Here is a 24,361-nt window from a genome sequence, read left to right on the forward strand (position 1 = left end):
TTATTTCCCAACAGCTCTATTTAACCTTGAGACTGACACCAATGGTGTCTTTATTTTTTTAAAATTTACCTATCTTTCCCCGATGAAAATACTGGGTAATCAGTATAACCTTTTTCTCTACCTCCATAAAAAGTTGCTCGTTCGTAGGGAGTTAGGGGGTGGTTTTCTCTCAAACGTTCAACTAAATCAGGATTAGAAATATAGAACCTGCCAAAAGCTACTGCATCAGTTTTATGCTCCGCAATTGCCAATAGAGCTTCTGCACGATTATACCCGCCCGCCGATATTAGCTTTGTACCTAGGGAACCAGCTTGGATAATTGGACCAAATAGAACAGCGGTGCTGGGCGCACTTTCATCGGTTTTATCACTACCACCAGCACTGGTAGAACGTGGTTCAATCAAATGAATATAAGCAAGACCCACATTGCAAATCCCTTCAACAACATAGCGGAAAAGATTTACAGGATCGCTGTCCTTCATATCGTTGAAAGTGCCATAGGGAGATAGACGGACCCCCACCCTACCCTTACCCCAGATTTTGACACATCTTTCAATCACCTGAAAAAGTAATCTACCTCTATTTTCCACCGACCCACCATAGATATCCACGCGTTGATTACTGCCATCTTGGAGGAACTGATCAAGTAAGTAACCATTAGCACCATGAATTTCCACACCATCAAAACCTGCTTGTTGAGCGTGCTGAGCAGCAAGCTCATATTGATTCAAAAGATGGGCAATTTGAGTGGCACTGAGAGAGCGAGGTGTTTCAAAAGGAACTTGCTTACCACTACTAGTTAAAGTATTACCTTGGGGAGTAATAGAGGAAGGTGCCCAGGGAGCTTGACCATCGGGTTGGAAAGAAGAGTGGGAAATTCTGCCCACATGCCATAATTGGAGGAAGATTCTTCCCCCCCTTTCATGAACAGCTTGTGTTACCAGCGACCAGCCATTAATCTGTTCAGGACTGTGGATTCCAGGAGTAGCAGGGTATCCTTGACCTTCGGGGATGATCTGAGTTGCTTCGCTGATTATCAGACCTGCACTAGCTCGTTGTTGATAGTAGGTTGCATTTAGTGCAGTGGGGATGTTACCTGGTTGGTGACTGCGCATCCTGGTTAGCGGAGCCATAATTATCCGATTAGGGATATTTAGTTCACCCAGGGTGAGGGAATCGAAAAGACTGGTCATAATTGCTGCTTAAAAGATTAATTTGTTTCTCAATACCTTACAAAGTCCTGAAACCGCTTTCAACCCAATAAAATCCTAAGGATATCAATAGGGTTTCAGACATATTTGGCAAAATTGGCAATAGTATTCCTGCTAGACTAGTATATAATCTATATAATCAACCAGCACAATAAATGTTTCTGGATCTTCATCCTGGAGTTATACTAGAAGATCATGGCTACCTTGACTGAACTACCCAAAACCCTAGAAGAAGCAATTGCCCAATCCCGTGCAGCGGTAAGATCGGCTTTGTCTGATGGTAAAACGCGAATACAGGTAGAGTTGCTTTTCCCAGAACTGCAATTTATGCCAGTCGCTGAACAATTTCTCCCCCTGTTTACCCAATATGAATCTCGTCTCAAGGTCTTTTTTGCTGATGCGGGTGCTGCTGCTTTAGCTCGTCGAGATTGGGGTGATATACCCTTTAAAATTACGGATATCGGTACGGGAAGAGCTGCTTCTTCGGAATCAAAAATTCAACCGGAGGATGAGATTTTCTTGTTCATAGCTCCCACACCGGTAGAAGTAGCTCAATTGGAAAAACTCTGTCAAATCATTGGTGAACGTCCTTTTGTGATGTTAAATCCCCGGTTGGAAGACTCTAGTGTGGTGGGTATTGGTTATGCTGCACGGGAAACCCGCAGGCGTTTTATTAGTACCATTGAATCTTGCTATTATCTACGTCCTATTGATGAACAAAGCGCCCTCATGCGTTCCTATCCTGGAAACTGGGAAATATGGTTGGAAACCGATGGTGAGTACCAGAAAATTGCTGAACTACCTCAAAAACCTTCTGGAGATGAGATAGACTCAATTTTAATCAAGGGACAACCAGAAACCGGGATCACAGCAAGCAAAAAGCCTACTGTGTTTAAAAGCTTACAAAGATTTATTAAGGCTTTAAGTAGTTAGTACGCAAAGCTTAATTATAACATTCGGACTAACGAATTATATACCAGTCCCAGCAATGCTAACACTAGCAGTAACGGCATAATCCAGTCACCAAATCGCACATACAAGGTTTGGGTTTGAAGTGGATAAATAGTTTCTGCATGAGTTTCATAAACATTATATCCCGACTTCCATAAGGTTTTACCATGGGGATCCACAAAAGCTGAGTAACCTGTGTTGGTAGACCTAACTGCCCACCTATCTGTTTCAATTGCTCTCATTACATCCTGGGCATGGTGTTGATCCGCCATTGCTGCTGTGTAATGAGCATCATTGGATGAACTTAAAATAAATTCTCCCCCATTCTTAGCTTGGTATCTAAATATTTCTGTAAAAGCAGATTCATAACAAATACCAACAATTGCTCTACCTAATGGAGTATCAAAAACTTGTTGTTTGGTACCATGTATTTGGTGTTCATCCAGAGGTGATAGTCTTTTAACTAAATTGCCAAAAATCTCGGCAAAAGGCACAAATTCACCCAGGGGAACTAGTTTAGATTTATCATATCTGCTGGTAATTTTTCCCTGACTATTGATATTAAATAAACTATTGGTGTAGCTCGTTCCAGTTCTCCCAAAACCCCCTATCCACACCACCACTCCTTTTTGTTTAACTGCATCCAACAGAGGTGTATTACCCAAATTCTTATCGTATAATGGCAAAGCACCTTCAGGGGTTAATACTCCATCTACTCCTTGATTTGCTAGGTTGATATAACCATTAGTATAACCTGTAATTGCTCTGGTAAATCCTTGGGGAAGCAATTTGATTTCATTAGGAATGTTACCTTGAATAATCCCTATTTTTAAACCCGAATTTTGACGATTATCCGATGGTTGAGAATATGGCTGGAAATATAGGATTGATCCTAAAATATGGGAGACAATTAATAAAATAACTGCTAAAATAGAATATCTATTAATCAACCCTATCACTACTTTATTAAACCTAGTGACTCCATTCCATTGTTTGCCTGTACTGATTAATTCTCTTTTTTTCTGATTTTGCCATATCCATGCCTCACCTATTAGTCCATTAACAGCTACAATTACTGCTGTAATGGTATTAGGACCGGAAAGTTGCCCCAAATGCAAAAGTGCTAGATTGTACGGGGACTGTGTGTAAGATAAAGAACTCCACCATAGGGAACCTGTACTCCACCAACTTTCTAATCCGCACCACAAAGCTGTACCGATTAAAACTCGTAACCAGGGTTTTTGGCGATTTAACCTAACCATCAAAAATGCCCATAGTCCGACTAATAATGCTCCCCACAAGGTAATAAATGACCAACAAAAGATGGTAATTAATAAACTTGGCCACCAGGGAACATTTAACCAATTCATGGGGTGAATACCTGTAATCCATGATAAAGCTATTCCATGATAGGCGATCGCCCACCAGCAAGCTGAAAGGAGGGATTTTCGAGTATATTTTACCACGATTACCCATAATGGAGCCAGGGCGATCCAGGCTAGAAACCAAGCATTTACAGGAGCAACGGTGACTCCCATCAAAATGCCACTACTTAAAGGTACTATATAGAAAAGTATAGGTTTTAACTTTTCTTGTATTTGTTTACTCGGACTCTTTACCATCTCCAGCATCGGGGGGAACCACTGCTACTCCAGTAATTGCGTCATCTTCATCTAGTTTTTGCACTCTCACACCCGTAGCTGTGCGGGACTGGATGGAAACGCATTGATTGACCTACAAGTTATTTTAGGACATCCTCAGTCTCCATATTGAACTCAATGTGACTTTGTAAAACTATTTCCTCAATCACTAAATTTCCTTTGTCTTGTTGCAAGATCAAATTAAATCGACGTATTAGTTCCGGAATATTTATAACTTCTTCTATGGATTCCATATATCTCTTGACAATAGCTTTAACACTATATTTTGCGACAGCTTGCTGCTGAATCTTATATAAGATTTCCTTTGGTGTTTGTTCAGTTTTAACAACAAATGTTATGGGGTATCTTTGTACTTTATCAATGTCTAAAAAGTACTTTCCAACATCAACAGTTTCTGTTATTTGAAAAAATCTTCCAAGAGGTTTCATTACAAAATCTATACCTCCATCATTTGCATTTGTGCGACCTGTTTTATACAAAATTAGGTATTCAGCATTTATATTATCATATGACCATCCCCAGTAAATTTTTTGATCACCATAGTATTGCTTTAAAATCGCATAACTGACAATTTCAAAAATTCTTGCATCGATATTTGGCTTCAATAAGCTTTGGATGAATTCCAAATATTCAGGTTGGGTTTGAAGTTGCATATTGATCATTCGTTTACAATACATAATGAAGTCAGTAAATGAATTTACCCGTGCATGTACATAAGCATCAATTATATCTTTTACGGACTGAGCAATATTTATCTGATTCCCATTAACTAAAATTTTAATAAGATTTTCGTTAATCCAATATCTGCTGGTTTTAGTATCCCTTATTATAGGCACATAGGGTATTGTCGGAAAGTATTTCTTGAATTCTTGATTCAGGCGATGATTTAAAGCGTGATTTTGAAGTTTATTACCAAATGGTAGTTCTCTTTGTCTGCGAAAAAGGTTCACAAACCGAGCACCTTGATAATCTTCATACCCCCCATTAATATGAAATTTATGATTGAGATAGTCTTCGACTAAAACACAAACTGCATAATGATTTGCCAATCCTGCTCGCGATTTTGAACCTCGATTAGCAGCTTGTGTTTTAATGTTTAGATATTGTAATAACTCACTAGAACTCAAAACTATAATCCCCTGATCTGCAAAGTGGTAGTTCAGAATTTCAACAATTTTTTCGGTGAATTCATGCTGTCGTGTCAGCATCAAAGAGACCTCTCTGGATAACATTTGTTTTGTGTCTTCTTACTAACATAATTCTTCGATGGGGGTAATAGTTTTTCTCCCTTATATTCTTTCCATCCAAGAATTCTCCTTAACCCAATCCTAAGATATTCTTCCTGAAATTCTATACTAATGGAATTTCTTCCTAACCTTTTGGCTACACAAGCAGAAGTGAAAGTTCCCGCAAATGGGTCAAGAACAATATTGGACGGATCACTACTAGCAAGAATAATCCTTTCTAACAAAGACTCAGGTTTTTGTGAGGGATGATTTTCGTATTCTTCCATCCGATATCTCACTCGGGGAAAATACCATACATTGCCTGGCACTTTCTCACTATTATATTGTCTAGGAACGGTTTTTCTATAGTCAATTAATTTTCGTTTTGCACCAGTTTTCGCCTCTATCTTAATATCATCTGAATTGAAAATATAATTACCTTTATCCTTAACACAATAAAGGATTGGCTCATACATTGAGCCAAAGTATTTTGTTGCTTGAACTCCGGAACTGTCGTAATGCCATACTATCCTACTGAGAATGGTCATAGTTTTTCTCAGGTAAAGATCAAAGTATGGCATGGCCTGAGTGCTTGCCATAACATACATACTTCCATTAGGTTTTAATACACGTGTACACTCTTCAAGTACATTGTACACCCATGTTGCATATTTATCTTCAGATTCCCACTTGTCATAAAAATTTGAAAAACGCTTTCCTATATTATAGGGGGGATCAACAAAAATAAGGTCCACAGACTGAGAAGCAACCTGATTCGACAACGTGCTTAAAGCATCACCATGAAATAAAATGTGACCACCATGCTCGTAACGTTCAATGTTCATCATGTCAATAATATTCTTTCTTGCTGAACTACTTCACTGATGATAGGCGATCGCCCACCAGGAAGCTGAGGGGAGGGATTTTCGAGTATATTTTACCACGATTACCCATAATGGAGCCAGGGCGATCCAGGCTAAAAACCAAGCATTGATAGGAGCAACAGTGACTCCCATCAAAATGCCACTACTTAAAGGTACTATATAGAAAAGTATAGGTTTTAACTTTTCTTGTATTTGTTTACTCGGACTCTTCACCATCTCCAGCATCGGGGGGAACCACTGCTACTCCAGTAATTGCGTCATCTTCATCTAGTTTTTGCACTCTCACACCCGTAGCTGTGCGGGACTGGATGGAAATGGCATTGATTGACTGACGGATGATTATACCACGATTAGTAGCCATCATGATTTCTTCATCAGGGTTAACTATACGCAAAGTTGCTAGTTGGTCTTTGGTTTTGCGGTTTTTGAATTTCGTCGCTGTAAGTCCCTGACCTGCTCGGTTTTGAAGTCTAAATTGTCCCACTGGCACTCGCTTACCATAACCTCCTATGGTAATAATTAGTACCCATGGACCTAAGATATTAGCTGGTTCACCAGTAGCTATCTCAATATTAGAGGTTTCTTCAATATTGTCGCTGAGTTCCTCAACTTCCGTGGGTTCTTCTTCCATTTCCGTATCTGTATTCAAGGTGTTAAGAATTGCAGCAGGCAATATGTCCATACCAATCAATTCATCTCCCGTTTTCAGTTTCATGGACTTAACTCCACGGGTAGCCCTACCTAGGGGACGCATTTGATCATTATCACAGCGGAAGTGAATCGCCATTCCCTGTCTTGAACCAATCATGACACTATCTTCCGGTTTAGCTCGTCTTACCCATCGTAGTTGATCTCCCTCTTCTAGGGATATAGCTATTAATCCATTAGCGCGAATATGGCTGAATGCTTCCAAGGCGGTTTTTTTGATGTTACCCCCCTTAGTCAACATAACTAAATATTCTTCACTGCTAAATTCGCTTACGGATACAATCGAAGTAATTTTCTCTTCCTTGGGTATAGGTAACATCTGAACAATGGGTGTACCCCTGCTAGTGCGTGAACCCTCTGGTATTTGATAGGCTTTGAGACTATACACCACACCCCTATCACTAAAAAATAAAACACTGTCATGATCACAGCAAGTTAGGAAATGCTCAATAGTATCATCATCCTTAACTTTAGCTCCCGCTTTACCTCTGGTAGCTCGATTTTGCGCTTCAAAGGTACTAACTGGCATCCGCTTGATGTAGCCTTGCTGCGTCAGCAGAATTAGAACCTTTTCATTGGCAATTAGATCAATATCATCTATTTCCCCTTCTGCATGGGTAATAGTTGTGCGTCTGGGTGTGGCAAACTGGGTCTTAATTTGCCCAGCTTCAGTCTCGATAATTTCTAGTACTCTTTCTCGTCTGTCTAAAATATCCCGTAGGTCAGTAATTTGTAACTGCAATTCTTCGTGTTCCAAGCGAATTTTATCTGCTTCTAAAGCTGTTAATCTTCGTAACTGCATCTGTAGTATCGCATCTGCTTGAACCTCTGATAGACCATAGCTATTAATTAATTCTCCTTTGGCAGTGGGGGCATCTGGAGCACTTCTAATTAGATTAATAATTGAATCTAAATGAGCAAGCGCAATTAATAAACCCTGTAATAAATGGTCTCTTTCCTCAGCCTTTCTGAGTTGGTAACGAGTACGTCTATTAATTGTTTCTATGCGAAAATCCAGAAAGACCGTGAGAAAATTCTTGAGAGTTAGTATTTGAGGTTCTCCATTTACCAAAGCCAACATATTGGCACCAAAATTGGTTTGTAACGGAGTTTGTTTATAAAGGTTATTTAATACTACACGAGGATAGGAATCGCGTTTTAGTTCAATAACAATGCGCATACCATCGCGATCGCTCTCATCTCGAATGTCCGCAATTCCGTCAATTTTCTTATCATTAACCAACTCAGCGATTTTTTCAATTAATGCTGCTTTATTAGTTTGGTACGGTAATTCAGTAATAATGATTGCTTCTCTTTCCGGTCGGTTACGTTGCTGAATGGTTTCAATTGTAGCCACACCCCGCATGGTAATTGATCCTCTACCGGTGGTGTAAGCCTCCTTAATGGCTGATGTTCCTAGAATTTGCGCCCCTGTGGGAAAATCGGGACCGTGAACATACTGCATTAACTGAGTATCTGTTATTTCCGGATTATGAATCAGTGCTACCAATCCATCTATCAGTTCTCCCAAATTATGGGGAGGAATATTAGTCGCCATTCCCACAGCAATTCCCGAGGAACCATTGAGTAGTAACTGGGGAATTCGGGAAGGTAAAACCGTTGGTTCTTGTTGGGAACCATCGAAGTTATCAATAAAATCAACAGTTTCCGACTCAATATCTTGTAACAGAGAGGAACTGGTTAAAGCTTGAAGACGACATTCCGTATATCGCATCGCTGCTGGTGGATCATTGTCAATCGATCCAAAGTTCCCATGACCATTAATCAGAGGCGATCGCATGGAAAAATCTTGTGCCATTCGCACCAGAGCATCATATACAGCGGTGTCACCATGGGGGTGATATTTACCCAGTACTTCCCCCACCACACGAGCGCATTTTCTGAAGGGGCGATCATGTAATAAACCTAGTTCGTGCATAGCATAGAGGATGCGGCGGTGTACAGGTTTAAGACCATCCCTAGCATCTGGTAGCGCCCGACCGACAATGACGCTCATAGCGTATTCTAGGTAAGATTGTGACATCTCTTGTCGTAAATCGGTCGGGATAATCCTCTCCTGTGAGGTTGTCATAGACTTTAAAACTCCAAAAATCCTAGATTTTAACCTGGTTAGTTGACAAAATGCAAAATTACTTCCAACTAATTTTGAAAAGTTGTCATGTTTCAGCTATAATTCTAACACATTGTTGCTAAAACTTGTGGTCAAAATGGCTCAACCCAGATATTATATCACTAAACATCATCAAAGGGTAATAATAAACGATAGGGAATAGTTAAGAGCGAACATGGCATAAGAATAGGTGTAGCCCATGGGTCGGAAAAACCCTATATTTACTTTTCGTTAATTTTAACCGTACAATTTCGGAATGTAGAGTTTATTAAGAGTTTATAATTAGAATGTTGTTCTATAGGAAATTGAGTTTTAATGCCAGGAAAAGTCCCAGTTAAACAAACAGTTTTCCTGGCTAGTATAGAGTTGGGAGGGTGAATACACTACATTTCACCAAAAAACATGCTATGTAAGTTAATCTTAAATGATAGAACCTGAGTATTTTTCTTTCCCCATCCATGTTACCAGTCATCTATTCTCCAGAATTTTTAGACCATCAAACTGGGAGCTATCACCCAGAAAGACCAGAAAGGTTAACAGCAATTGTCCAGTCTTTGAAAACGGCAGAATTTGCCCAGAAAATCCAGTGGTTATCTCCCACACCGGTTAATCCCCAGTTAATGTCTTGGATAGAAATGGCCCATAGTCCGAATTATATTCATAAACTGGCACAGATAGCTGGTCAAGGAGGCTATTTGGATGGAGATACTCCCATCTCTCCCCGTAGTTATGATATAGCTTTATTAGCCGTCAGTGCCTGGTTAGATGGGATAAATCAGGTATTGATTGAGAAAAATCCCGCTTTTGTGTTGGCACGTCCACCAGGACACCACGCCGAAAGTAGTATGGGTATGGGATTCTGTTTATTTTCTAATGCTGCTATTTCTGCCTTATATGCTTTAAAACAACCAGGAATTAATCGAGTTGCCATTTTAGACTGGGATGTACATCATGGCAATGGTACCCAATCCATAGTGGAGGGCTATAGGGAAATTGCCTATTGTTCCCTACATCAGTATCCTGCTTATCCAGGAACAGGGAAAGCTACGGAAACTGGCTTCCATCAAAATGTTTTAAATTTACCCTTGGCACCCGGTAGTGATATTAATGATTATCAACCCCTATGGAAATCTCAAATCCTACCGTTTTTAAAAAGTTTTAACCCCGATATATTAATTATTAGTGCTGGTTATGACGCAGTAGAAAATGATCCCCTGGCCAGTATCCGGTTGCAACCGGAAGATTTTGGCTTATTTACTCAGTATTGCCTAAGCGTTACCCGAAAAATTCTCTTTGGTTTAGAAGGTGGTTATGATTTGGAATCCTTGTCTAAATCAGTTAATGCTACCATTGCTGCTTGTCTATGATTTACTATATCGATTGTAATTCTAATAGATGGATATAAATGTAGGCCATGACTTCAAAAATGGGGAACTTTTGGCAAAAAAGATAAATTTCTTCACAAAAGAGGTAATTAGCTAAAGTTTTGTTAAGATATGATTACTGGGAAACTTAATTAGCAAAATCTGGCTACCAGAGTGTGAATCCGTAAATAGCACTACATGGCAAAAGTAATCCCATAATGTTTCTGAAGGTTAACCCATGACCACCTATATTTTCTTCGATAGGGCCCTATATATGTTAACTAATGCCTATTTACTTTCGGTAATTGCTTTAATTCTGCTTTCTAGTATAGGTTTGGCACTGATTGAAACCATTGAGAAAACAGCAGAACATTAAATTTAGCTCAATACTAAATCCCAGCTAGATATATTGGGAAAGTGGATACATGATATTGTATGATCAACGCAATTAACTGCTGGTTATACTCCTAGTCCCTATGACTGTTACGGCCACTTTGTCCCAATTAGCTGCTGCTCTCTCAGCTTCTCTCGTCAATATACCTTCATCCAGCCTTTCTCAGGTTATTGTGGGTATTCAAACAGATACCAGGGTGTTGCAACCTGGTGAAATTTTTCTAGCCCTAGGAGGTGAAAAATTTGATGGGCATCAGTTTGTCGAAATGGCGATCGCCCGAGGTGCTGTTGCCGCTATTGTAGATTATACTTACAATTATCCTGATTTACCTGTAATAAAAGTATCAAATACTCTAAATGCATACCAGGAACTGGCTAAATGGTGGAGAGGTCAGTTTGGGATTCCGGTAATTGGAGTGACTGGGTCAGTGGGTAAAACCACAACCAAGGAGTTAATTGCAGCGGTATTGGGGACAAGAGGAAAAGTTCACAAAACCCATGGAAATTTCAATAATGAAATTGGTGTTCCTAAAACCTTGTTGGAATTATCTCAGGGGGATGATTTTGCTGTGATAGAAATGGCTATGCGAGGGAGAGGGCAAATTGCAGAACTAACCCATATCGCTAAACCGAATATAGGTGTAATTACTAATGTGGGAACAGCACATATTGAATTACTAGGTTCGGAACAGGCGATCGCTGAAGCTAAATGTGAGCTATTGGAGGAAATGTCTAATGATAGTGTGGCGGTTCTTAACTATGATAATCCCCTATTAATGGCTACTGCTAAGCAGGTGTGGTCGGGTGAAGTAATTACTTATGGATTTTCTGGAGGAGATATTCAAGGGAAGTTAGTGGATTATCAAAAGATAGAAGTAGGGGGAATGACTTTACCCTTACCCCTACCTGGAGTTCATAATGGGAGTAATTTTTTAGCAGCACTAGCAGTGGCTAAAGTATTAGATGTGGATTGGAAACTGTTAGAAGCTGGAATAAACGTGACTATGCCACAAGGGCGATCGCAAAGTTGGAAGTTGCCCAGGGACATTATGATTTTAGATGAAACCTATAATGCTGCGCCAGAAGCAATGTTAGCAGCTTTAGAGCTATTAGCACAGACTCCTGGAACGAGAAAAATTGCTGTTTTGGGTGCTATGAAAGAATTGGGAGAAAGATCCACTAAACTGCATCAACAAGTGGGGGAAACAGTAAAAAAATTGAACCTGGATGGTTTATTAGTTTTAGTCGATGGTCCAGATGCAGAAACAATTGTCACTAGTGCTCAGGGGATACCCTGCGAACGTTGTCATAACCATAGTGATTTGGTTTCCCTATTAAAAACCTATGTACAACCAGGCGATCGCTTATTATTTAAAGCTGCTCATTCCGTTGGATTAGAAAAAGTTGTTCAGCAATTCTGCGGGGAGATAAATTCTTAATAATGGACAAATTTATGAAAGCAGGTTGAAAAATGACCATTGGAATTTGGATTTTAGGAGATCAACTCAGTTTTCACCACCCAGGTTTACAAGAGTTGACCATACAACGTCACCAGATCTCGATTATTCTCATCGAATCCATGGCCTATGCCCAGAAACGTCCCTACCACCGTCAAAAACTGGTGTTGGTATGGTCAGCAATGCGCCATTTTGCCCGGGAACTGGGCCAGCAGGGATGGCAAGTTACCTATGAGATAGCTCCTGAGTTCTCCAGTGCCCTGACTAACTGGCAACAAACCCATAGTATTACTGAACTATGGATCATGGAACCAAGCGATCGCCCCTTCATCCAATTTATCAATCAGCTCAACCTAACCTGTTCTATCCACTGGTTACCCAATAACCTATTCTTATGGAAAGAGTCAGAATTTACCCAGTGGGCCCAGGGACGCAAGCGATTACTTTTGGAAGACTTTTACCGGGAAGGGCGCAAGCGGTTTAATGTGCTAATGAAAGAGGGAAAACCTATTGGTGGGCAATGGAACTTAGATAAACAGAATCGCAAACCACCTAAGAAGGGCCTCATATCTCCCCCTGTTCTTTGGTTCCCTCCTGATCCTACCACACAAGGAGTAATTACCCATGTGCGGAACCACTTTCCCCATGGTTATGGAGAGGTGGACACTTTTAGATGGGCAGTGACCCGATCCCAGGCCCGCAAGGTTTTATCCCACTTTCTGGAAACCCATCTACCGGACTTTGGGCCTTACCAAGATGCCATGGTAACGGGAGAAGATACCCTATGGCACTCCCTCCTATCCCCCTATCTGAACCTGGGTTTACTTCACCCCATGGATGTAATTCAAGCTGTCCAAGAAGAATACAACAAACGCCAGCTAAATCTCAATAGCGTGGAGGGGTTCATCCGGCAAATTTTGGGCTGGCGTGAGTACATGCGCGGATTATATATGTATGAAACTAAAAGAGACCCTAACTATACTCAGAGTAACTGGTTTAACCACAATCAACCTCTACCTCATTGGTTTTGGACAGGAATAACAGATTTAAACTGCCTACATCAAACCCTGGCGCAAATATACCATACTGGCTATGCCCATCACATCCAAAGATTGATGCTATTAAGCAATTTTAATCTAATCCTAGGAACTTCACCTCAGTCCGTAGTGAACTGGTTTTATGCTGTTTTTATTGATGCCTATGATTGGGTTATGCAAACCAACGTCATAGGTATGGGTTTATTTGCTGATGGGGGATTATTAGCTTCCAAACCTTATGCTGCTTCAGCGAACTACATTAATAAAATGAGCAATTATTGTGGTGGGTGTGTCTACAATCCCAAAGCTAGAACCGGTGAGGGTGCATGTCCCTTTAACTTCCTTTATTGGGATTTTTTAGCCCGTCACCGACAAAAACTCCAGTCCCAAGGGCGATTAAATTTAATCCTATCCCAGTTAGATCGAATTCCTCCTGAAGAATTAGCCATGATGCAAAAACAGTCTGATGCGTACAGATTAAATCATCTTGGTCTTCCTAATGTAGTAATATAGACAACTGCTTCATCAATAGGAATACCTAAAATATCATTAACCTGATCATCAAAAAAACCACCAATACCACTAACACCTAAATTAAGACGAATTGCTGCCAAATTTAGTCTTTGTCCTAGGTGGCCTGCATCAAGATGTAAATAACGGTAAACCCGGTCTCCATACTTATCCACTGCCTTTTTTAAATCAGCAGTATGAAATATGACAGCTGCTGCATCTCTACCCAATTCCTGTCCTAAACAGAGAAAGTGTAGCTCACTACGAAAGTTTTTGAAGCGAATTTGCCTTAATTCTTGAGCCTTTGGTGCATAATAATAGCAACCAGGTTCTAATCCGTCGACTCCAGAAACAGCGATAAATGTTTCAATTAAATTTAAATCGAAATAATCTGGATGACTATCCAAATTTTGGTCAAGATAATTTTGTGGTTGATAGGTAAAATCTAGGAGAAGTTTCAGTTCATCGAATTTTAGCTTTTCGCCACTATAAGATCGGGTAGAACGTCTTTTATACATGGTTTCAGCTAGATATCCCAAATTTTTACCCCAATTAATTGGTAGACTGTGCGTGGAAAATTTATCACAAAAGGAAAAATTATATTTGTCATCTAAATAGTTATCATTATTTTGATAATCGCTGATGGTAGTTTTACCTTCTGGGTTCTCAGTTTGTAAATCTGACTTAATTTGAGTATGTAAATGCAAATAATTTAATATTTCTCCGTCGGGAATGGGAGGATAATCCCTGGTAGTCAAAGATGGAAGAGCGATTTTTTGCGAAGGAAATTTTTTTGGCTCCTTTAATAAATCTAATAGTCCTATAACTACTGTTGCTGCTTCTTGACGAGAATCAACATATAATAGATTGTTAACTGCTTCATCCATAAAACCCCCTATTAAATAGGGTCTATAGTTCGTCATTGCCGCAGCCAATTCAATGTTACCTAAAAGATGTCCTGTATCCAAAAAAATACGCCGATAAGCCCTATCTTGGTAACGCCATGCGGAACGATAAAAAACAGCTGTTGTGATTATTGCTAGTTGGCTATTTTCTAAACCAGAATGGCAAAAACAAGCAGCTTGCAAATTCTCCCAAACATCGCTGTCCCAAAATTGTTTTAGGGAATGTGTCCGACATTGATAGTTATAAAGTCCTGCAGGTAGTAAGGGTAACCCACGAGAAACGACATATAATTCTGCAGGATACAATCCTCCCGCACTTGGTGCGGAACGTAGGTATACTGTACTACCCATAGAAGGGATTTTTGCTGTTAGCCCATAACTACAAAATAACAATTCTGACAGTCTCCACCACCATTGCTGTGAAGAATTGTTGCTAAAATCCTCCAGTTTCTTGTTCAGATAGTACTTTAATTCAAAGTCGGATCCTATTTTGTACTCTTTGAAGGGGACTGGTTGTTTATTCCAATCTAAATATTGGCTTTTTTGTCGTAAGCTCTCCGGATCATATTTTGTCTGTTCGTGGTAGTATTCGGCAATAGATGGTTGTATTTGTGTCATTGTTGTTGGTTATCCCTAGAAAATTCCGAATCCTAGTTTTTTATCCTCCTACTGTGTGAATTATAGAGCAATTTTAGCGCCAATTTTATCGAAGATCATGCTCAATATAAGCAACCTATTGTTATTCAAAACCCAAACACCCCACAGCGGTTACCACTGGGATGGTACAAGTAGAAGATTTTTTGAAGGGTGGTATAATCGTGTGACACTCCCAGAAATTGGTCAAACATTTGCTTTCATGTATTCCATTGAAGACCCAATATCCAATCAACCTCATAGTGGGGGAGCTGCTCAAGTTCTGGGTCCAGATGATAGCTATTTATTGCGCACGTTTCCCGATATAAAAGCGTTTTGGGCTAGTCGAGATGTTTTAGCTTTAGGACATTGGGGAAAAACTGACCTACAGATTACACCCCAATATCTTACCCCCCATAAATTTACAACCCATATTCAACAGGGTTATCAAGCTACAGCTACTCTCAATCAAGGCATAATCACCGATCCTGGAACCGGTAATTACTGTCGCTGGCAGTATGAAATCAAACCTATTTATGGTTGGGGTCAGCCTAATTACCCCCAACAGTCTACAGCGGGATGGTTATCTTTTTTACAAATCTTTGAACCAGGGTGGCAGATCTTAATGGCTCATGGTTTGGCTAGTGGTTATATAGACTGGAATGGTAAGATATACCAATTCACAAATGCACCAGCTTATGGAGAGAAAAACTGGGGGGGAGCTTTCCCTCAGAAATGGTTTTGGATCAATTGTAACTGTTTTGACTACGAAACGGATTTAGCTTTGACTGCTGGTGGGGGAAAGCGTGGTGTATTATGCTGGATGGAATCGGTAGGAATGATTGGCATTCATTATCAAGGACATTTTTATGAGTTTGTCCCCTGGAATTCCCAGGTCACGTGGCAAATTGAACCTTGGGGTAGTTGGCAAATGCAAGCTAGAAACTATAAGTATGAAGTGACAGTGACCGGAACAACTGACCTACCGGGTACATTGCTGCGGGCTCCTACTAATCAAGGCTTAGCTATCTGTTGTCGGGATACCATGCAAGGAAAAGTGAGTCTGGAATTGCGTCGTTTACATCAAAACCACTCCACAGTTATTGTCAAAGCCAGTAGTGATGTTTGTGGTTTGGAAGTGGGCGGTGATAGTTGGGAAAATAGTTGGCAATTTCAATAAAACTAGGTTATAATTTGTGGGGAGTTTATTGGGGAGTAATTTTTTACTTCTTTGGGGTTGTAGCTCAGTTGGATAGAGCGGTCGCCTCCTAAGCGACAGGTCGTGCGTTCAAGTCGCACCAGTCCCGTTTACCTTATATTCCCCCAAATTCCCCATTTCCCCTCAACCTAAAAGAATGCTGCTTGGTGACGAATCAAGTTCAAAAATTCTTCCCGGGTTTTTTGCTCTTCTTGGAATACTCCAATCATAGAGCTGGTAACGGTCCAGGAACCGGGTTTTTGCACCCCGCGCATTACCATACACATGTGGGTGGCTTCCATCACCACGGCCACACCCTTGGGTTCAAGAATAGTTTGAACCGCTTCTGCAATTTGTCGGGTTAATCTTTCTTGCACTTGTAAACGACGAGCATACATCTCTACAATCCTAGCTAGTTTACTTAACCCAACTACTTTTTGATTGGGAATGTAAGCAACGTGTGCCCTACCCATAAATGGTAGCATGTGATGTTCACAAAGACTGAAGAAGTTGATATCTCGCACTAACACCATCTCTTCGTGTCCCTCGTTAAAAATCGCACCATTGACCAGTTCCTCTAAGGACTGATTATAACCACTGGTGAGAAATTTCATCGCCTCTGCTACACGCTTGGGTGTTTTTAGAAGTCCTTCTCGCTCCGGATCTTCTCCTACACCTATGAGCATGGTTCGCACAGCTGCTTTCATCTGCTCTATGCTTTCTTCCGAAGGTTCGTGCAGATCTGGCTGCTTACCATTATGAGTGTTCCGGTCAGGTCTAGTACTGATAGCTTGTGATAAATCAGGAATCAGCGGAGATTGTAAGCGACTGGAACCGTTAGAACTAGCAATCGTCATGGTATTAGTCTTGATAATTGGTCATTGTTTATTGTCGAGTCAAAGCACGCCGGCGTTAGACATCAGAGTTAATTCTTCAATTACTGCTTCCTGGGGTAATAAAGCACTATGTAGAATTGTCTGTGCTACTGTCTGTGCAGTTAACATCTTACTTCGGTCAAAGTTGGCATTTACTGTTTCTGTATCCCAAATTTCGGTGTTGACCGCCCCAGGACAAATTGCGCTCACTCGAATACCGTGAACTCTCTCCTCCTGGGCTAAAGTCTGAGATAGGGCCAGTAAACCAGCTTTGCTCACACAGTAAACCCCCCATCCAGCAAAGGCCTGTTTAGCTGCTATAGAGGCTATGTTAATAATTGTCCCTTTTCCTCTTTGTCTCATTCTGGGCAAAATTCCCATCGTACACTGAAATACACTGGTGAGATTTAAGTCTATTACTCTCCTCCAATCTTCTAGGGAAGTGTCACTTAAATTGCCAGTGTATCCCATACCAGCATTGTTGACCAAAATATCTATGTCTCCAAATTCATCAGCGATCGCCTGAATTTTGGCTTTTACCTGGGAAACACAACTTAAATCAACCGCGAAAGCTTTTGCTTCCACTCCTGCTGCTTTTGCTGCTGCTACTACCCCCTGTAATTTTTCTTGGGAACGACTCACTAATGCAACATCTATCCCCTCTTTAGCAAAGGCTATAGCTGTTTCTTTGCCAATTCCAGCACTTGCACCAGTAATCAAAGCCCGTTTTTTCTTCTCAAAACTCATTCTATCTCCAATTTTTGCCGGTGCTAGGGGCTACCCCCTACCCCTAATTAGTTCCGTACAAGATTGTGTGTGTCAATCACTGTTGGACAGGGTCAACACAGGGTTACTCTTTGCGCGCTTTGTCAGAGATGGGTTAGCATTTGGAAAATTGACTTCTCCCTGTCTCTAAAGAGACGGGGATTCATTAGAACCGTTTTTGTTCGCGTACTCTAATTGACGCAGTCAAACTCCATCTGGATCAACTCCAAATATTGTCCATACTTTCTTTTATGTTACCATAGTGTTAGATATAGTTGGTTGTTATTTTTGGGAGAAAATTTATTGCATGGGTTACTAGTGACCCACCTCATGAAACACACCTATTTTTCTAAACTTGTCATAACGGAGCTGACGACGTTCCGATGGTGTTAGTCTGTTTAACTCGTCTAGGCTATTTAACAGGGCTTGTTTAAGATTATTCGCCGCCATTAGGGGGTCTGCATGAGCTCCACCTAGAGGTTCTGGCAAAATCTGATCGATAATACCTAAATTTTTCAGATCTTGAGAAATGATTTTCAGTGCTACCGCAGCTTGTGGAGCTTTGCTGGCATCTTTCCACAAAATTGCTGCACATGCTTCTGGAGTAGCAACGGTGTACACTGAATGTTCAAACATTAACAGTCTGTCTCCCACTCCAATACCCAAAGCACCACCGGACCCACCTTCACCAATTACTGTACAAATAATTGGTACATCAAAACAGAACATTTGCCTCAAATTATAGGCGATCGCCTCTCCTTGTCCTTGGTGTTCTGCTTCTATACCTGCCCAAGCACCGGGAGTGTCAATGAAAGTGATAATAGGCATAGAAAACTTATTGGCATGTTCCATGAGTCGTAGGGCCTTGCGATATCCTCCTGGAGCTGCCATACCAAAGTTACGGGCCACGTTATCCTTAGTATCCCTACCTTTTTGATGACCTAACATCACTACTGGCTGTCCGTCTAAACGCGCCACACCACCTACTAAAGCTGGATCGTCTCCTCCACAGCGATCGCCGTGTAATTCCATCCACTCATCACTGATAGACTGGATATAGTCCAGGGTGCTTGGTCTTCGGGGGTGTCGAGCCACCTGAAGTTTTTGAGCGGGTGTTAAACTGCTAAATATTTCTTCTCGCAGTTGCATTGCCCTAGTTTCCAGTTGGCGGATTTGCCCGGATACGTCCACACCATTTTCATCTGCCAATTCGCGAATTTGGTCAATCCGTTTGGCTAGTTCTGCCAAAGGCTTTTCAAAATCCAACAGTAGGGGTTTGCGTTCAGTGTTTGCCATGGTCTGTCAGTTATCGGTTATCAGTTATTGATTATCGGGTATTTTCCATCATTACTAAACTAACAATGGTCTAAAACCGTGCTTGAGGGATAGTTGACCCATATGCTCCATTTTGTCTACTGTAATCTGATTCCTTCCCCAGGAAAAGTTAGTGTATAACTTCTCAAATTCCAATAACATTGATTCAGCAAAACAGGCAAACAACTGACGTGAAGGGACATCCATATTGACTATTTTCATAATCTTCCACTCAATATCCAAAGAGTGTTCCACAATTCCTCCGTTTAACACATGTACCCCTGGATGTTGAATTTTTGTCCCCAGATTTTTCGGGTAACCTCCGTCAATTAGTAAGCATGGTTGTTTGAGAACTTTTGGGTCAATTTCCACCCCCTTGGGCATACTTGCTACCCAAACCACGATATCCGCTTGAGGTAGAGCTTGTTGTAGATCCATGATTTTCCCTCGTCCCAGTTCCGCTTGTAGTTTCTCCAAACGTTCCTGGTTGCGGGCGATCAACAACAGTTCTTGCACATCCGTTTTTTTATCTAACCAGCGCGTAACTGCACTCCCAATATCACCCGTTGCTCCACACACTGCTACAGTTGCCTTGCTCAATTCTATACCTAGCTGTTTAGCTGCCACCTCTACCTGTTGGCAAATAATGTAAGCTGTGTGGGTATTACCCGTCGTAAACCTTTCAAACTCTAATGTCAGGTTACGAACTTGTTTAAACTGTTCTAAATTAAAATTCTCAAAAATTATAGAAGAAAATCCGCCTAAAGCTGTAATGTTAATATTATGCTTTTGAGCATGAGCCATAGCATTTAATATTTTTCGGGTTGCTGCTTTAATACGTCTATTTGCTAGCATTTCTGGTAAAAAGCAGGATTCCACATATTTTCCTTCGATTTTTTGACCCGTGACGCTGGTCACTGTGATACTGTCCACAATTTGTGGAGGGGCGCTACACCAGAAATCCAGCCCTTGATCGGCATATTCCGGGTATCCCAAATCCTGAGCCACGGACTGGGCGTGTTCTAAACTTGTCAGATGTCCAATTAGACCAAACATTAGTGATATAAGATTGTGCAGTTAAAAGCTAGAAATCAGAACCAATTTTTCTATAGTAACACCTTACTCTTAATTATTTGAACCCCCGGTTTTACAACCGAGGATTTGACGTGGCTATATGGTTGCCAGTCCATAAGCCGAAAGACGCATAATATCACGGGTGGTAAACCCAATATTACTTAATGCTTCTCCGTATTGAATCATAAAGTCCTCCACTAGAGCATCTTTCTCCATCCCCAATACTTTGGCATCCTCAGCCACTTGATTGAGCATTTGCCATACTATAGGCAGATTTTCACGGTTCGCTACCTCTAGCTCCTCTTTTGATGCTTCAAACTTTTCTTTTAGCCAAACTTCACCAAAATTAAGATGGGTGTATTCTTCTTTCACTACTCCCTCAGTAATTTTACGTGCAAATGGATCTGCTACCGGAATATATATATTATAGGCAGCGATCGCAAAGCATTCAATAATTAGGGATTGGATCAGTAGACAGGTGACAACTTTAGGTTTAGGTTGTTGAGCCGCGATTTGAAAGTTATTATGTAGGGGGGAGAAAAACTGACGGGCAAATTCCATATCCGGGTTAACAGATAGATTTCGCCCGCAGGACTCAAAACCCTTTTTGTGTCTACTTTCCATCTTAGATAACTTGATCAGCTCCTCTTTATTTGGTGGCAGTAGTTCGCCTAGGGTGAGGTAGTTTTCGTGTGCTTCTTGCTCACCCTCAATTACTATGGCATTAATTCGGCTATAAGCGTCTTTATATTTCGCGCTCTGAAAATCAGTTTTTTCAATTTGTTCAACTAGCTGTTGCATGATATGTTTACTCCATCACTCTATATATATTGAGACTGAAATTTTAAGGATAGAAACAACTCTGTGCCCCCACCCTTACTTCTATGGTAAGACTAGGAAAAACCAATGATTTTTGAGTCATAAATGGAGTCATAAACAATGTTGTTGCATCTGATCTGGAATGGTAAGGTCAAACATTTTTGGAGTTTTTTCCTCTTATTGCTTGGATCACTTATCATTTTACTACCTTTGATCGTTGTTTTTCTCACCTCTTTTTCTTCAGCGGGTGAAAGTCTGGGGTTGACAGGGAAAAGTTGGACTTGGGCCAATTATCTGGAGTCCTGGGAAAGAGGTCGGTTTCTACTGGCTTTTGCTAATTCTACCCTAGTGGCGATCGCAGTTACAGCTTTTCAGATTATTACCTCTGCTTTAGCTGGTTACGCCCTATCTCGGTTACAATTTCGAGGTAAACAGGCCATCTTGCTTCTAATTCTAGCAACTTTGGTTATTCCTTTTCAGCTCCTGGTTATTCCTATTTTCCTCCTATTGAAGTGGGGAAATATGATTAACACTTACTGGGCAATGATTTTACCCACCGCCGCCAATGGTTTTGGGATTTTTCTTTTACGCCAATATTTTGCCACTATTCCCTTTGAATTAGAGGAAGCTGCTATTTTAGATGGAGCTAATCCCTTACAAATCCTCTGGTATATCCTTCTACCTTTATCCCGTCCGGCTTTGGTAACTTTATTTTTATTTACTTTTATTGGTGAGTGGAACGATTTGTTTAAACCTTTAATGTTTACTACCAGACCAGAATTAATGACGGTACAACTAGCTTTAGCAGGATTTCAAGAGCAGTTTACAAATAACTGGCCATTAATGATGGCAGCAGTTACCATTGCTACTGTTCCAGTATTAGTATTATTCTTTGTGGGACAAAAGCAATTGATCCAGGGGATTGGATCTACGGGAATCAAAAGTTAAACCAACCATTGCCAAAAATTAAATTATTGGTTATAATGTCTTGTGTTGTATCTTAATAATCTGGAGAGGTGGCAGAGTGGTCGATTGCGTCCGACTTGAAATCGGATGAGGCTAAAACCTCCGGGAGTTCGAATCTCCCCCTCTCCGTTAAAGCACACCCACCGACTTTTCGGTCGGTAGGAGCCTCAACTAGCCAATATCTTCGCTTTCAATATATAAAAACAAAGAAGCGAAGGCAACTGCTGGTAAAACTAAACCAGTTAAAGGAACGAAAATCGAAGGCAAAAATGAAGAATAAGCCAAAATAGAGGGAAATAATGAACCTGACATAGTAAGGATCCTTGAAAATCGAGGTCATCTTAGGAGTTTACTGCACAATTTTCACCCTTTTGACAAATGGTCAAGATTTTTAACAAAGATCGTGATTTGATATGGGAACGGGAGCTTGTGGATTTACCATTATGTTCCTGATAGCTGTGACCTTATGACTTTCCCTTTGACTGTCAGACTCCACAGCGATCGCCCCCAGGAGAATTTGGGTACAACCCAGGGGTACAACCAACTGGGTAATTGTTTGCCACTTTCCCAGGGAATGGGGTTGGAAATCTGTCAGTACATGGGGACCATCTAACAACTCCCGGTTTTGGCAGTCTTCTAACCATAGTTTGATGGTTAAGTTTGGATACATCTTATCAACTTCTAAACGAATCTTGATCAAAGATCCAGCTAGTAACTCACCACTGGGTAAAAACAGTCCGGGGGTAGGTAGACTTACTGAATCTAGCATCTCTTGTCCAGTTTTTACATCGTTCCATGGTTGTTTTTCCAACTCCAGGGATTGATTAGCACTATCATACTGCCCCTGTTCTTCCGGATTAGTAATTATATCAATACTTACATCATCAATAACTATTTCATCACCCGGTAAATTGACAGTATTCTTTAAAAGTGAAGTTTCAACATTTAACTGCTCTGGTTGGAAAATCTTCTGTTTTGATACTTCCAGGGTTGGTCCTAACTCCATATCTACCGGATAAAGTTCCTGGTCTATTTCCACCGGTACCAGTGATAACCTACTCTCTTTAGATACTGGTTGAATTTTGGGAGGGAGTGGTTGGTGAGGAGCTGGTTCCAAAACGTGAAAATGGGCTAATTCGGGTTTTTTGACCAGATTAAACAGTTCTAACCCTAGATGTGATGGAGAAGATGAAGGAGGGGATAAAATCCCAGTATAATGACCCGGTGAAGTAGAAAGTACCAGAGAGGTTTGTGAGATTAGAGGTAGTAACTGATCAAATTCAGCTGTGATGGTAAAGGGATGGCTGGCCAGTAGGATAACCTGATCATGGGGAGTAAAACTTCCATACAGATTTATGGTAGCTAAAAGTAATTGTGATATGCAGTCATGGGGAATAGTAAGGTTATGACTAAAAGCAAAAGGTAATAGTTCTTCCGTAGAGAGGTGCTGTGGGAAATCAAGGAGAATTTTGGATTCACCAGGAGATCGCACCTGAACAGACAGATGGACCTGATATATTTTGACGGAAGATAATGAGGGAGATGTGAGTTGTTTGCTGCTTGATAAAATTCCATAACCGTTAATACTAAACGGCTTACCCCAATTGACGATGTAGGTATTCTGTTCCAAAAACAGTTCCAGAGGTGGAGATGGGGACTGAGGAACAGATGTCCCGGATAAATATTCACCCTGGGATTGGGGACTGGTGAAATCTATGACTCTTTGGAAAATTTCTTCTGCAGTTTTTCCTCCAGAGAACACAGGACTAGCTGGTTGATTAATAAAATCCTCCATAGTGGATAAAATAGGATCACCACTAGCATCGTCAGATCCATATTCACTATACTCAGTTTCAGCATGAATCTGATTGTTATTTTCCGTTAACCCATCTTCATCAGGGGAAGAAACCCCCAGTACCAGACTGTATTGCCAAGATTCATCCTCCCCTACCCTTCCCCAGCATTGTAATTCCCAAATTCCCTCCTGGAGATCGGTAAAAGGTAAAACTGCGATCAAACCATCCTGATTAGATCGACGAGTGCCCTGAACAATCAGCTTTTTAGATTGATCTGCCCAGGGAAGAGAATGAGTTATTAGTACCTCCACCTGCTGATTAACAAGATGAGAACGAGCCAAGACCCTATATCTACCCAGCGAAATTTCCAAACGGGAGGAGTCGAGACTTTGCCAATGGCGATCGCCCTGTTTCTGGATTAGAAATTGCCAGTTTTCCATAAAAGTAATTAAGCAGCCCAGGATGTAAGTTAATGTGAATTAT

General features: G+C 40.8%; 21 protein-coding genes, 2 tRNA genes and 1 pseudogene. 9 read left to right on the top strand and 15 right to left on the bottom strand.

Annotated features, from left to right (window positions below):
- Positions 1 to 65: 65 nt before the first annotated feature.
- Positions 66 to 1,193 (bottom strand): alkene reductase, encoded by a 1,128-nt coding sequence (locus ASL19_RS15840; protein WP_057179070.1) that lies wholly within the window; start codon positions 1,191 to 1,193, stop codon positions 66 to 68.
- Positions 1,194 to 1,415: 222 nt separating this feature from the next.
- On the opposite strand from ASL19_RS15840, the gene ASL19_RS15845 reads away from it, so the two are divergent.
- Complete coding sequence (locus ASL19_RS15845) at positions 1,416 to 2,144, top strand: DUF1995 family protein (protein ID WP_057179103.1); 729 nt, start codon at positions 1,416 to 1,418, stop codon at positions 2,142 to 2,144.
- Positions 2,145 to 2,158: 14 nt separating this feature from the next.
- Here ASL19_RS15845 and lnt read toward each other — a convergent pair whose 3' ends face one another.
- The 6 genes and pseudogenes from lnt to gyrA form a co-directional block, all read right to left on the bottom strand.
- The gene (lnt, locus tag ASL19_RS15850) at positions 2,159 to 3,700 is read right to left on the bottom strand and encodes an apolipoprotein N-acyltransferase (RefSeq protein ID WP_057179104.1); all 1,542 of its coding nucleotides are present in this window, start codon (positions 3,698 to 3,700) and stop codon (positions 2,159 to 2,161) included.
- A 64-nt stretch (positions 3,701 to 3,764) separates the two neighbouring features.
- Positions 3,765 to 3,884 (bottom strand): annotated as a pseudogene (locus tag ASL19_RS18855) (DNA gyrase C-terminal beta-propeller domain-containing protein); the annotation flags it as partial.
- Positions 3,885 to 3,903: 19 nt separating this feature from the next.
- Positions 3,904 to 5,031 (bottom strand): hypothetical protein, encoded by a 1,128-nt coding sequence (locus ASL19_RS15855; RefSeq protein WP_057179071.1) that lies wholly within the window; start codon positions 5,029 to 5,031, stop codon positions 3,904 to 3,906.
- The gene (gene yhdJ / locus ASL19_RS15860) at positions 5,031 to 5,897 is read right to left on the bottom strand and encodes an adenine-specific DNA-methyltransferase (protein ID WP_057179072.1); all 867 of its coding nucleotides are present in this window, start codon (positions 5,895 to 5,897) and stop codon (positions 5,031 to 5,033) included. The genes ASL19_RS15855 and yhdJ overlap by 1 nt, the downstream gene beginning before the upstream one ends.
- 30 nt (positions 5,898 to 5,927) lie before the next feature.
- Positions 5,928 to 6,149: a hypothetical protein gene (locus ASL19_RS15865; RefSeq protein WP_057179073.1), complete on the bottom strand. Its 222-nt coding sequence runs from the start codon at positions 6,147 to 6,149 to the stop codon at positions 5,928 to 5,930.
- Positions 6,130 to 8,733, bottom strand: coding sequence for a DNA gyrase subunit A (gene gyrA, locus ASL19_RS15870; protein ID WP_057179074.1), 2,604 nt, complete (start codon positions 8,731 to 8,733; stop codon positions 6,130 to 6,132). The genes ASL19_RS15865 and gyrA overlap by 20 nt, the downstream gene beginning before the upstream one ends.
- Before the next feature lie 497 nt (positions 8,734 to 9,230).
- Here gyrA and ASL19_RS15875 point away from each other — a divergent pair, with 497 nt between their 5' ends.
- From ASL19_RS15875 to ASL19_RS15890, 4 genes are all read left to right on the top strand, one after another.
- Positions 9,231 to 10,139: a histone deacetylase gene (locus ASL19_RS15875; protein WP_006276481.1), complete on the top strand. Its 909-nt coding sequence runs from the start codon at positions 9,231 to 9,233 to the stop codon at positions 10,137 to 10,139.
- A gap of 235 nt (positions 10,140 to 10,374) precedes the next feature.
- The gene (locus ASL19_RS18340) at positions 10,375 to 10,512 is read left to right on the top strand and encodes a hypothetical protein (RefSeq protein WP_057179075.1); all 138 of its coding nucleotides are present in this window, start codon (positions 10,375 to 10,377) and stop codon (positions 10,510 to 10,512) included.
- A gap of 100 nt (positions 10,513 to 10,612) precedes the next feature.
- Entirely contained in the window at positions 10,613 to 11,968 is a 1,356-nt protein-coding gene (gene murF, locus ASL19_RS15885) for a UDP-N-acetylmuramoyl-tripeptide--D-alanyl-D-alanine ligase (protein ID WP_057179076.1), read from the top strand.
- A gap of 32 nt (positions 11,969 to 12,000) precedes the next feature.
- Complete coding sequence (locus tag ASL19_RS15890; RefSeq protein WP_057179077.1) at positions 12,001 to 13,536, top strand: cryptochrome/photolyase family protein; 1,536 nt, start codon at positions 12,001 to 12,003, stop codon at positions 13,534 to 13,536.
- Here ASL19_RS15890 and ASL19_RS15895 read toward each other — a convergent pair.
- Positions 13,506 to 15,056 carry a SagB/ThcOx family dehydrogenase gene (locus ASL19_RS15895; RefSeq protein ID WP_057179078.1) on the bottom strand — a complete coding sequence of 517 codons (1,551 nt, stop codon included), beginning with the start codon at positions 15,054 to 15,056 and terminating at the stop codon, positions 13,506 to 13,508. The genes ASL19_RS15890 and ASL19_RS15895 overlap by 31 nt on opposite strands.
- Positions 15,057 to 15,153: 97 nt before the next feature.
- Here ASL19_RS15895 and ASL19_RS15900 point away from each other — a divergent pair, with 97 nt between their 5' ends.
- Together ASL19_RS15900 and ASL19_RS15905 are read left to right on the top strand one after the other, a co-directional pair.
- Positions 15,154 to 16,251: a tocopherol cyclase family protein gene (locus ASL19_RS15900; protein ID WP_057179079.1), complete on the top strand. Its 1,098-nt coding sequence runs from the start codon at positions 15,154 to 15,156 to the stop codon at positions 16,249 to 16,251.
- Between the two features lie 53 nt (positions 16,252 to 16,304).
- A tRNA-Arg gene (locus ASL19_RS15905) sits at positions 16,305 to 16,378 on the top strand.
- A gap of 40 nt (positions 16,379 to 16,418) precedes the next feature.
- Here ASL19_RS15905 and folE read toward each other — a convergent pair.
- The 5 genes from folE to ASL19_RS15930 form a co-directional block, all read right to left on the bottom strand.
- On the bottom strand, positions 16,419 to 17,126 hold the full coding sequence (gene folE / locus ASL19_RS15910; protein WP_057179080.1) for a GTP cyclohydrolase I FolE: 708 nt from the start codon (positions 17,124 to 17,126) through the stop codon (positions 16,419 to 16,421).
- Positions 17,127 to 17,165: 39 nt separating this feature from the next.
- Positions 17,166 to 17,891 carry an SDR family oxidoreductase gene (locus tag ASL19_RS15915; RefSeq protein WP_057179081.1) on the bottom strand — a complete coding sequence of 242 codons (726 nt, stop codon included), beginning with the start codon at positions 17,889 to 17,891 and terminating at the stop codon, positions 17,166 to 17,168.
- Positions 17,892 to 18,224: 333 nt separating this feature from the next.
- Positions 18,225 to 19,205 carry an acetyl-CoA carboxylase carboxyltransferase subunit alpha gene (locus tag ASL19_RS15920; RefSeq protein ID WP_057179082.1) on the bottom strand — a complete coding sequence of 327 codons (981 nt, stop codon included), beginning with the start codon at positions 19,203 to 19,205 and terminating at the stop codon, positions 18,225 to 18,227.
- 54 nt (positions 19,206 to 19,259) lie between these two features.
- A complete protein-coding gene (locus ASL19_RS15925) occupies positions 19,260 to 20,279 on the bottom strand; it encodes a long-chain acyl-[acyl-carrier-protein] reductase (RefSeq protein WP_006276489.1) in 1,020 nt (339 codons plus the stop codon).
- Between the two features lie 114 nt (positions 20,280 to 20,393).
- Positions 20,394 to 21,098, bottom strand: coding sequence for an aldehyde oxygenase (deformylating) (locus ASL19_RS15930; protein WP_057179083.1), 705 nt, complete (start codon positions 21,096 to 21,098; stop codon positions 20,394 to 20,396).
- 138 nt (positions 21,099 to 21,236) lie between these two features.
- Here ASL19_RS15930 and ASL19_RS15935 point away from each other — a divergent pair, with 138 nt between their 5' ends.
- Together ASL19_RS15935 and ASL19_RS15940 are read left to right on the top strand one after the other, a co-directional pair.
- Positions 21,237 to 22,064: a carbohydrate ABC transporter permease gene (locus tag ASL19_RS15935; RefSeq protein WP_057179084.1), complete on the top strand. Its 828-nt coding sequence runs from the start codon at positions 21,237 to 21,239 to the stop codon at positions 22,062 to 22,064.
- 62 nt (positions 22,065 to 22,126) lie between these two features.
- Positions 22,127 to 22,211 (top strand) — tRNA-Ser (locus ASL19_RS15940).
- Positions 22,212 to 22,253: 42 nt separating this feature from the next.
- On the opposite strand, the gene psaI is transcribed toward ASL19_RS15940, so the two are convergent.
- Both psaI and ASL19_RS15945 read right to left on the bottom strand, forming a co-directional pair.
- Positions 22,254 to 22,394: a photosystem I reaction center subunit VIII gene (gene psaI, locus ASL19_RS17025; RefSeq protein WP_071985341.1), complete on the bottom strand. Its 141-nt coding sequence runs from the start codon at positions 22,392 to 22,394 to the stop codon at positions 22,254 to 22,256.
- 79 nt (positions 22,395 to 22,473) lie between these two features.
- Positions 22,474 to 24,318: a hypothetical protein gene (locus ASL19_RS15945; protein ID WP_057179085.1), complete on the bottom strand. Its 1,845-nt coding sequence runs from the start codon at positions 24,316 to 24,318 to the stop codon at positions 22,474 to 22,476.
- Between the last annotated feature and the right edge of the window lie 43 nt (positions 24,319 to 24,361).

The sequence above is a fragment of the Cylindrospermopsis sp. CR12 genome (assembly GCF_001432185.1).
Taxonomy (GTDB): Bacteria; Cyanobacteriota; Cyanobacteriia; order Cyanobacteriales; family Nostocaceae; genus Raphidiopsis; species Raphidiopsis raciborskii.